Consider the following 10,460-nt stretch of genomic DNA (forward strand, 5'->3'; position numbering starts at 1 on the left):
GCCGAACCGGCTTGGCTCAGACCCGGAATGGCTCACGCCAAGGCGCCAAGACGCCAAGACGCCAAGACGCCAAGGGTCTCAAAGCAATAGCGAAACCGGAGACGCTCGCGGAGTGACCGAGGGGCACCGCAGCATTGCGCTCTTCTTGGCGTGCTTGGCGACTTGGCGTGAGATAGGTTCTTTCCAGACTCCGCGGACGGGAGCATTCGCCACCAGTCTCAGGATCTCGCTACGTCTGATGCATCGGGGCTCACCGCATCGCGGCCGGAGGCCGCTCCCACGCGGGCTCGCTATAACCCCAGTTCCCGCCAGCGGGCCTCAATGCGTTTGACGGAGACCGGGGCCGTGGTCCCCAACTGCTGAGCGAAGAGCGAGACCCGCAGTTCTTCGAGCAGCCAGCGGATTTCGTCCAGACGCGGGTCGGCGCGGCCGGTGCGCGCCGCGGCGGCGCTGCGCTCACGCCAGCGGCGTTCAAGGTCGGCGAACTCGCTCATGCGCTGTTGGTCACGGGCGGCGGCGAAGCGCAGCCGCTCGGTGCGCTGCTCGGCCGCCTTGAGATAGCGCGGGTACTCCTTGAGGTTGACGTAGGGCACGACGAGCAGGAACCCGCGGAATACCAGGCGGTCGACCTGGGCACGCAGGTCCGCAACCGCGCCCTCCCAGTTGACCTGGGTGATCGCGGCGAGACGGGCGCGCAGGCCATGGTAGGCGTCCAGGATCGCGGCGGCCAGCGTGCAGACCTCCTGCGCGGTGATCGTGAGCCGGCCCTTGCGCTCGCGCAACCGCTGCTCGAAGGCAGCCTGAGTGCGGATGGGCTCCAAGCCCTCCACAAAGGTGAGGTCCAGGATCAGGGCGATGAGCTCATCCGCCAGGTCAGGTTCCCGGCCCTGCCCCTGGCCGTCGGCCGCGCGTCCGGCCGGCGTCTCCGCGACGCGTGGCGCCTTGGCATATTGCAGACGCATCCGATCCAGTCCGCCGAGTCCCTTCTTGAGTGCCCGCAAGTCGGCACCCAGGTGCAGCATGACGAGTCGGCGCAGACCGCCGCGCGTCGCCTGCGCCGCGCTCTCGGCGGAGTCCAGAACGCGGATGGCGACACTGTCGCCCTGGTCCACCAGGGCCGGGAAGCCACGCAGCCGGATCCCGGCGCGGGTCAGGTCGACCTGTTCGGGCAGACCTCCGAAGGTCCAGCGCCTGAGCCCTTCCTGCTCCAGACCGCTGGCCGGGATCTGCGCGAAGCTGTGCTGACCCTGGCCACCGTGAGCGCGCTTGAGTTCGACCGGATCGGCGCCGGTGGCGATGACCTGGCCCCTGTCGTCCACCAGCCGAACCTTCATGCGCAGGTGTTCAGGGATGGCCGCCGGGTCCCAGGCGCCTTCCGGCACCTGAATCCCGGTCAGTTCCCGGATGGCCTCACCCAGCGCCTGGATCAGCGGACGCTCGGACGGCTTGAGCTGGGCCGCCAGTCGTGCGGCGGTGTCCGGGATCGGCACCAGACCCTTGCGGATCGATTTGGGCAGGCCGCGCAAGAGTTCGGTGATGCGCTCGGTGAGCAGCCCAGGCACCAGCCACTCCAGGCGCTCTCCGGAAACCTGGTTGATCAGCGGCAGGGGAACGACCAGGGTCAGACCGTCGGCCTCACTGCCGGGATCGAAGTGATATTCGAGCGGCAGGGCGGTGGCGCCGATCTGTAGACTATCCGGAAAGGTCTCCGCGGTGACCGCCGCCGCCTCATGGCGCATCAGGTCCGCTATGCGCAGATGCAGAATCTTCGGGTCCTCGCGGGTCGCCTCGCGCAGCCAGCGCTCGAACTGAGCGGTCGAATAGATCCCCGGAGGCAGCCGCGCATCGTAGAAGGCGACGATGGCTTCCTCGTCCACCAGGATATCGCGGCGGCGCGACTTGGCCTCCAAGTGCTGGACGTACTCGATCAGCTCGCGATTGTGGCGCCAAAAAGGCGCGCGGGTCTCGAAGTCACCCGCGGCGAGGCCGTGCCGGATGAAGATCTCGCGCGCCTCGGCCGGGTTGATGGGCCCGTAATTGATCCGCCGATGCGGCACCAGGGTAACACCGAAGAGGGTGACCCGCTCGTAGGCGGCGACCTGTCCGGCATCCGCCTGCCAATGGGGTTCGGCGTAGGTGCGCTGCAACAGATGGGCGCCGGCCGCCTCGATCCAGCCGGGTTGGACACGGGCACAGATGCGGCCGTAATGACGGGTGGTCTCGACCCGCTCGGCGGCGACGATCCACTTGGGGCCTTCCTTGAACAGCGCACTGCTGGGGTGGATGACGAAGCGGCTGTTACGGGCGCCCTGATATTCGCGGTTCTCGTCCTTGAAACCGATGTGACAGAGCAGCCCTTGCAGCAGGGCACGGTGGATTTCCTCCGGCGTGCCGGCCGCCGCGCCGTCGCCCGAGTCCGGCGTGGGTTCGGGCTCCCGCGCGCGGCCGGGCGCCGGGGCCGGTCTCCCTCGGCGCCGCACGGGCGGGCGGGACCCGCGCGCGCCCGACGCTTGGGTAACGGGTGTCGCCTGCTCCCCGCGGGACTGATTCGCAATCCCCATCTCGTGCAACTGCTCACGCAATTGCGCATGGATATCGTGCCACTCCAGCACCCGGTTCCAATTGAGGAAATGCTGCTGGCACAGCTTACGGAACTGGTTCTTTGACAGGTGTTTGCGTTCCTGTTCCAGGAAGCGCCAGAGATTCAACAGGGTCAGAAAGTCCGAGTCCGGATGGTTGAAAGTGGCGTGAATCTGATCAGCCGCCTGCTGCCGATCGAGCGGCCGCTCGCGCGGGTCCTGAATGCTCAGGGCGGCGGCGATCACCAGCACCTCGGCCAGGCAATGGTGATCGGCCGCGGCGAGCAACATGCGCCCGATGCGCGGATCGACCGGCAGCCGGGCGAGGTGGCGGCCGAGTGCGGTCGGCTCACCCTTGCCATCGATCGCCGCCAGTTCTTCCAGGGTGCGGTAGCCGTCCGCCACCAGCCGCGGGTCGGGCGGGTCGACGAAGGGGAACTGATCGATCGCCCCGAAACCCAACACCTTCATCTGCAGGATGACGGCGGCCAGGTTGGTGCGGTTGATCTCGGGCTCGGTGAAGGCGGCCCGCGCCTGAAAGTTGTCCTCGGTATAGAGGCGGATGCAAATGCCTGAGGCCACCCGTCCGCAACGGCCCTGGCGCTGGTTGGCCGAGGCCTGAGAGATGCGCTCCACCGGCAGACGCTGCACCTTGCTGCGGTGACTGTAACGGCTGATGCGGGCGAAGCCGGGGTCGACCACGTAATGGATGCCGGGGACGGTCAGCGAGGTCTCCGCCACGTTGGTGGCCAGAATCACCCGCCGGGTACTGTGCTGCTGGAAGATCCTGGCCTGTTCCTCGGCGCCCTGGCGGGCGAACAGCGGCAACACCTCGGTCGATGGCGGATGCTGTTTGCGCAGCGTCTCGGCCGTCTCGCGGATCTCGCGCTCACCGGAGAGGAAGACCAGCACATCCCCCCGGCCCGCGCGCGCCAGTTCAGCCACCGCGTCGGAGATCGCCTGCTGCATGGCATCGTCGCGCTCACCGGCATTCTCGTCCTCCACCGGCGGGCGGTAGCGGACCTCGACCGGGTAGGTCCGCCCCGAAATCTCGATGATGGGGGCCGGACGGCCCTGGGCATCGGCGAAGTGGTGGGCGAAGCGCTGCGGGTCGATGGTCGCCGAAGTGACGATGAGCTTCAGATCCGGCCGGCGCGGCAGCAAGCCCCGCAGATACCCCAGCAGGAAGTCGATGTTGAGGCTGCGCTCGTGCGCCTCATCGATGATCAGGGTGTCGTATTCCAGCAGGGCGCGGTCATGCTGGACCTCCGCCAGCAGCATGCCGTCGGTCATCAGCTTGATGCAGGTTTCCGGGCGCACCCGGTCATGGAAGCGGATCTTGTAGCCGACCAGGCCGCCGAGTTCGCTGCCCAACTCCTGGGAGACCCGACTCGCCAGGCTGCGGGCGGCGATGCGGCGCGGCTGCGTATGACCGATGCGCCCGAGGATGCCGCGGCCGAGTTCCAGACAGAGCTTGGGTAACTGGGTGGACTTCCCGGAGCCGGTCTCGCCGCACAGCACCACCACTTGATGGGCCTGGATCAGCGCCGCGACATCGGCGCGGCGCTCACTCACCGGCAGTTCCGGCGGGTAAGCAATAGTCGGGACCAGGGCACGACGCCGCTCGCCGAGTGCCTGGGAGGCACGCAATGCCTGCCAGATCTTCAGCAGTCCCTGCTCCACCGGCTGTCCGGTCCGGGCACGACGGCGCAGACCCTGCAACCGCTGACCCAGGGCGTGTCGATCGGCGATCAGACAGGTCGCCAGGTCCTGGTCGGTCGGGAACGGATGAACTGGAGGTGGAACAGTATTCAAGGTGTGCGGGAGATCGCTCGAGCAAACAGGCCAGACCGGTGGTGAAACCCACAACGCCAACCACTACAGCGACAGATAGCGAACAGTCTGTCGGCCGATAGATGTCAGCATCCGGCTGGGAAAGGGGGTATGTTACCGCGCCAGGTCGGCTCAGATACTTTCGCCTGGTGAGAATTCCTGCCCGTTGCGCGGCAGCGACCGCCCGGACGCATCCGGTGACCCGGCCGACAGCGGACCCAATCAAGACAGACAATATGAAGAAGAACGGACGGTAGCGCGATGACTCAAGACCGCGGCACGCGGCACCTGGCGAACCTGGACGTCACTGACACGAGAACCCGACACGTGAATGCACCCATGGTGTCATACACCCTCTGGTGGCTGCCTGACTTGACGAAAGGCCGGCCCCGCTCCATCGCTGCGCTGGTCCGGCGCTGCACCCTGATCCTCACGCTGGGTGCGACGATCCCATCGCTACTCTACGCCCAGGCCGGACCGGCCCCGGACCCACAGCCCACACGTAGCGTGACAAGCGGTCTCGCCCAGCCGGCGGAGCGGCCAGGGTCCGCGCCGGGCCCCATCGGCACCTTCGAACAGGGCCCCGGCGTCCTGGGCATCAGCTTGCGCACCCAGCGGCAGGCACAACTCAAGGACTACGTGAGCGAGCCCGTCGGACTGGTCGCCCTGGGACTGGAAGACTTGCGCTTCGCTCCGGTCAACAAGCGCACCCACGTGGAGGTCAATCTGACCAACCGGATCCCCTTCGAGGGCAAAGGAGATCAGGTCGGTCCCAAGGCCAAGCGCACGCTGGATGCGCTCGCCGGGCTATTCGCGGACAACCCGCGGACACGGGTAAAGATCATCGTACACACCGATGACCAGGGCGACGCGGGCTACAATCTGCGACTGTCCCAGCGGGCGGCCGAAGCGGTCAAGCAGTATCTGGTCGGCCGCGGCGTTGCCGCCGAACGCCTGACCCCGGTCGGCCGCGGCGAGGAGGCCCCGCTGGCCGCCACCGGCAAACGCACACCGACACGCCAGGAGCGCGAACGCAACCGGCGGGTCGAACTGGTGATCGAGCCTCTGGAGCCGTCAGACCAGCCTGGCGAGTCGGCACCGAAACCCCCGACCGAAACGGACGCCAAGCGCACGGCCGGCGAACCGCTGAGGCCGGAATGACCGGGGCACCGCGCCCTACCCGGCCTCCAGCGCCGCGAAGTCGAATTCCATGGACTCGGCGGGCGGTTGGACATAGGTCCCCTGGATCAGATCAACCCCGGCGCGAAACAGCCGGGCGATGGTGTCCGGCCCCTCCACCCCGGTGGCGATCACCAGCGCCTGGCGTTCATGGATACGGCCGACCAGGGCCTCGAGTTGCGCTCCCGGCAGTCCGTGTGCCGTCTCTCGCGCCAGACGGACGAAGGCTGCGGGTAACCGTTCGAGCACCCGCTCTCCGCGTTCGCCTCCCGTCAATCCATTGAGGCACAGGCGGATACCGAGGCGATCCAATTGGCCGGCCCGACTGACCGCCAAGTCCAGGTGGCGATCCGCATCCGCGACTTGAAACTGGATGATCGGCCGGAACGCGATCAGATCCCGAGCGCTGATCGCGTCCCGCAGGCCGTCGACCCAGGTTGGATCGGCCGCGCCGGCCAGGGATTGGTGCAGAAACAACTCCACCGGCCGACCCGCCTCACGACGGACGTAGAGCGCGTCCAGACCCGAGCACAGCAGCCAGCGGTCGAGCGTGGCGGCCTGCCCGGCCCGCAGCGCCAGGGGCGCAAACACGCTCGGCCCCAGGAGTTCGCCATCGGGCGCGTTCAGCCGGAGGGTCGCCTCGTAGCGCTCGGTCGGCGCGGAACGCAGCGGCACCATGGGTTGGAACAGGAGCTGGAAGCGACCGGCCGCGACCGCGTCCAGCAACGGATTGCGCTGCGCGGCGGCGACCTGAGCAATGGGCGCCGACGCATAGCACTCGACCCGGCCCTGACCACGGTGCAGACTCAGGCGCGCGACCTTACGCGCCCGCGAGAGCAGGGTGATGGCCTCCCCGCCGCTCAGGGCAACCGGGCACCAGCCGACCCCGCGGTCAACGACCGCGGCATCCGCCGCCAAGTCCTGGTGAACACCCTGCGCCAGCGCCTCGACCCGAATCGCAACGGCGCGCTCATCGCCGCCCGACAGGAGGGCAGCGACGCCGTGCTCCCCGACGCGGGCCGCCAGACCATCCTCCCCCAGCCGTGCGGAGACCGCCGCGCCAAGCCGCGTCATGACCGCCTCATTCCCCGGCTGCTCGAAATAGAGCAAGGCCCAGTGCGCCGGCGATCCGGCGCGCAGCAGGCGGTCGAGCCGGGTGAAGAGATGCTCCCGCCCAGCCAGCCCCGTGACTGCGTGCTCACTCGCGAACCCGCGCACCAACCGGTGGCGCGAGCGCACCAGCCGTTCGCGCACGCTCGCCACCAGCCGCTGCGGTGAGACCGGCTTCGCCAGAAAATCATCCCCACCGATGCGCAGGGCATCCAACTGTCGACCGGGGTCGAGTTCCCCGGAGAGGAACAGAATCGGCAGATCGGCATAGCGCTCCTGACCGCGGATGACGCCGGTTAACTCGATGCCGTTGACGCCCGGCATATGCAGGTCCATCAGGACCAGGTTCGGCGCAAAACGTTCCAACGCGGCGAGGACCTCCAGTGGGTCGTGGACCCGCTCGACGATCAGGCCGGCGTGCTCCAGCACCCGCGCCGCAAAGAGGGCCGCCACCGGCTGATCATCCACCACCAGCACCCGCTCCGGCCCCCCGTCCGGCAGCGCGACCAGGGACGCCACCCGCGCGGCGAGCGCTGCCGGTTCCAAGATCGCCGACAGGCAGACCGCCGCCCCCGCGCGCATGGCGGCCAGCCGCTGCTGAAGATCGTCCTCCTGACCCAGACAGACCAACGGCAGGCACGGACCCTCGTCGCCGTCGTGATCTCCGACCAGGCTCGCCAATTCCGCGGAATCGGCCAAGGCCCGCAAGTCGACCAGCAGCAGTACCAGAGGGGGCTCGGGCAGATCCGGATCGACCGCAGCCGCAAGCCGCCGACGCAGCAGGTCGGGCTCCCCGTGAACATCAATGAGAAAACCGAGAGTGCTCAGGTGCGGACCCAGGGCCGCGATCAAGGCCGTGTCGCGGGACAGCAGGAGGATGGTGCCGCGGGCCGGACGGGTGGGGTTCGGGTGATTCATCCTAGTGATTCATCCTGAAGCGCGTATGTTGGTTAAATGTAGGGGCGACTTCAGTCGCCCCCAAACCTCGGTAAGCTTTAACGTCAAAGTCAGCCCGGAACCTTGTGGGAGCGGCGTCCCGCCGCGATGCGGTGCCGTGGTAACTGCTCACACCGCAGCAACACGCCCGCCCCGTCGCGGCGGGACGCCGCTCCCACAGGCTCGCTGCGCGACTTTCATGACAAAGCCTCAACCTCCGGTTTTCTTGCGGCCGGGACGACGATCAAGGTCGATTACGACCGGCTCAGGTCAGCGTGTAAAGCCGGCCGCCATCCTCGGGCAGAGGCAGGTCGTCGAAATCGGGACCGAAGCAATGCCCCTGGTGGAGACAGAAGGCGAGCCATTTCCCGAGGAACAGATTCGCCTTCCACTTGGCATCGAGCGCCGGCGGTTGATACTGAGCACGCAACGGCAAAACGGTCTGCCGCAGATCCAGAACCTCGACCTGCCGGGCATCGTGGTAAACGCGCAAGCGCGCGTCCGGGTCGGCGCCGAACCCGGCAAGATCGCTGGCCGGTGCTTGCCTCGAACCGGCGCTCCAACCCCCCCGATCAGCGCTGGGAAACCAATGGGTCAGCCGCGCGAGACTGGTATAGCGGGACTGCTCCTCGATCGTCAGATAGAGGTCCACACTGCCCTTGCGCCGGGAGACACTCAGCCCCCGCTGGTCTTTCAGATCAGGCGCAAGACGCGCGAGCAGCCGGTAATTGTCCTCGCAGAGCGTCATCAGGCCGCCCACGGTCGGACGCCCTGACAACTGAATCAACTCGTCCAGAGAACAAAAGACAGTTTGCATGGGGCTAGGACCGCCGCACGCCTGCAGCGCCGCGCGGGGTCCGCCCGATCCACGCCGACACGGCCTGTGCCAGCCGCTTGGGAACCATGGACGAGACGCCGCTCAAGCCTGGCCGCCGGACGGATCGCCAGCCCCGCGCGCGGCCTGCTCCGCGGCGATCTGCTGTTTCACCTCCGCTATGTCCAGCGCCTTGGCCTTGCCGATCAGGTCACGAAACTGGCTTTCCGGAAGCGCGCCGGCCTGAGAAAAGATGATCACCTGCTCGCGGAAAATCATTAGGGTTGGGATCGAGCGGATCTGAAAGTGACCCGCGATCTCCTGCTCATCCTCGGTGTTGACCTTGGCGAAAACGATGTCGCCGAAGTCGGCGGACACCTTGTCGTAGATCGGCGCGAAGGAGCGGCACGGACCGCACCAGGGCGCCCAGAAATCGACGATCACGAAGTCGTTGGTGCTGATCGCCTCTTCGAAACTCTGCTTGTCCAGTTCTACAACCGCCATCGGAACCACCTGCGTAGTGAAATATCAGGAGATACTACCAGAATCCCGCGCAGACCGCGGTTTGCCTGGTTTTTGTGAGCTAACTCAGTACCTTGAAACATTTTTTGCGCACGAAAAAACCGGGCATTCGCCCGGTTTTCGAGCGTCAACCGCACGACCGGATCAGACCGCTTCGAGGGCGCTGATGATCTGACCGCGAATCTCGTCCACGGACCCGATGCCGTGGACCTTGATGTACTTGGGCGCGCCTTGACCGCCCGCCTGTGCCCAAGCCGAGTAGTAATGAATCAGCGGTTCGGTCTGGTCATGATAGACCTTGAGCCGGGCCTTGACGGTCTCTTCCTGGTCATCGTCGCGCTGGATCAGCGGCTCGCCGGTCACGTCGTCCAGCCCCGCGGTCTTGGGTGGATTGAAGACGACATGGTAGGTGCGGCCGGAGGCCGGATGCACCCGCCGACCGGACATGCGGCGGATGATTTCCTCGTCGGGAACATCGATCTCGACCACCGCGTCGACCTCCACCCCCGCATCCTTCAGTGCATCGGCCTGAGCCAAGGTGCGCGGGAAGCCGTCGAACAGGTAGCCGCTCGCGCAGTCACCGTCTGTGATGCGGACTTTCACCATGCCCATGATGATGTCGTCGGACACCAGACCGCCCGCATTCATCACCTGCTTGGCCGCCTTGCCCAGTTCGCTGCCCTGCTTGACATGGGCCCGCAGCATGTCGCCGGTGGAGATTTGGGGGATACCGAAGTGCTCCTTGATGAAGCCGGCCTGGGTACCTTTTCCGACGCCGGGGCCGCCAAGTAGGATCACGCGCATGGGGGTAATTTCCTCGTCATTTTGAACAGACGCGGCAGTGTGCCACAAGACCCTGGAAAAATCGCCCTTGGGGGCGATTTTTCCAGGGCTATCAAAGACGGAAAGTCGCCGCTTACGATCACTCCGGCCAGTAGTCGTCAGCCAGGACCTGGTCGATCGTGAAGGGGCAGGATGCGGGGAAGACCGGATCGGGCAGCCCGGTCTCGCCGATCGCGTTCGCGCGCGCCAAGGCATAGGTCTTGGTCAGCAAGCGCGCGGCCTCCGGTACAAGACTCGGACTGTCCGCCAGAATCCCGCGAATGGCGGTGCGCGCATTGAGGACGGTGAGACGCCAGGACGCTCCGCGCAGCCCTGGCTGATACTGCCATTTAAGCAGGTGGGTCACCAGGTTGCGGAGGTAGCTGCCCAAAGCGCGCCGTTCGCTCTTTCCCAAGTCTTCCAACTCCTCGGCCAGATGCTCCGCATCGATCTCCGACCACCGACCCGCCCGCAGCAGGCCGGCATTATCGAGCGCCCAGGCCACCAGGTCCTGATCGTAGTCCCGATAACTCGGGACCGCGGTCGTCGCAACCGTCTGTAATTTTGGCATGGCGCGACCTGTTGCTTTTATCTCGTTGATTATATTTAAGACTGTCCGTTAGAGAACGCCTTTGGCGCCCCGGTCGCTGTACGGGGCGCCCCCC

At 66.6% G+C, this 10,460-nt stretch carries 7 protein-coding genes; 1 reads left to right on the forward strand and 6 read right to left on the reverse strand.

What is annotated here, in order from left to right:
* Nucleotides 1-290 precede the first annotated feature (290 nt).
* Nucleotides 291-4,394 carry an ATP-dependent RNA helicase HrpA gene (hrpA, locus tag QZY03_RS06815; RefSeq protein WP_295579419.1) on the reverse strand — a complete coding sequence of 1,368 codons (4,104 nt, stop codon included), beginning with the start codon at nucleotides 4,392-4,394 and terminating at the stop codon, nucleotides 291-293.
* Nucleotides 4,395-4,739: 345 nt separating this feature from the next.
* Between hrpA and QZY03_RS06820 the strand changes: the two genes are divergently transcribed.
* Nucleotides 4,740-5,573 (forward strand): OmpA family protein, encoded by an 834-nt coding sequence (locus QZY03_RS06820; RefSeq protein WP_295579421.1) that lies wholly within the window; start codon nucleotides 4,740-4,742, stop codon nucleotides 5,571-5,573.
* A 15-nt stretch (nucleotides 5,574-5,588) separates the two neighbouring features.
* On the opposite strand, the gene QZY03_RS06825 is transcribed toward QZY03_RS06820, so the two are convergent.
* From QZY03_RS06825 to QZY03_RS06845, 5 genes are all read right to left on the reverse strand, one after another.
* Nucleotides 5,589-7,619 (reverse strand): EAL domain-containing protein, encoded by a 2,031-nt coding sequence (locus tag QZY03_RS06825; protein ID WP_295579422.1) that lies wholly within the window; start codon nucleotides 7,617-7,619, stop codon nucleotides 5,589-5,591.
* Between the two features lie 283 nt (nucleotides 7,620-7,902).
* Nucleotides 7,903-8,454: a DUF1249 domain-containing protein gene (locus QZY03_RS06830; protein WP_295579424.1), complete on the reverse strand. Its 552-nt coding sequence runs from the start codon at nucleotides 8,452-8,454 to the stop codon at nucleotides 7,903-7,905.
* Between the two features lie 102 nt (nucleotides 8,455-8,556).
* Nucleotides 8,557-8,955: a thioredoxin gene (gene trxA / locus QZY03_RS06835; RefSeq protein WP_295579426.1), complete on the reverse strand. Its 399-nt coding sequence runs from the start codon at nucleotides 8,953-8,955 to the stop codon at nucleotides 8,557-8,559.
* Nucleotides 8,956-9,117: 162 nt separating this feature from the next.
* Complete coding sequence (gene adk, locus QZY03_RS06840; RefSeq protein WP_295579429.1) at nucleotides 9,118-9,777, reverse strand: adenylate kinase; 660 nt, start codon at nucleotides 9,775-9,777, stop codon at nucleotides 9,118-9,120.
* Nucleotides 9,778-9,895: 118 nt separating this feature from the next.
* The gene (locus QZY03_RS06845; RefSeq protein WP_295579431.1) at nucleotides 9,896-10,366 is read right to left on the reverse strand and encodes a DUF29 domain-containing protein; all 471 of its coding nucleotides are present in this window, start codon (nucleotides 10,364-10,366) and stop codon (nucleotides 9,896-9,898) included.
* Nucleotides 10,367-10,460: the final 94 nt, after the last annotated feature.

The sequence above is a fragment of the uncultured Lamprocystis sp. genome, from assembly GCF_903933125.1.
In the GTDB taxonomy this organism is placed as follows: domain Bacteria; phylum Pseudomonadota; class Gammaproteobacteria; order Chromatiales; family Chromatiaceae; genus Thiodictyon.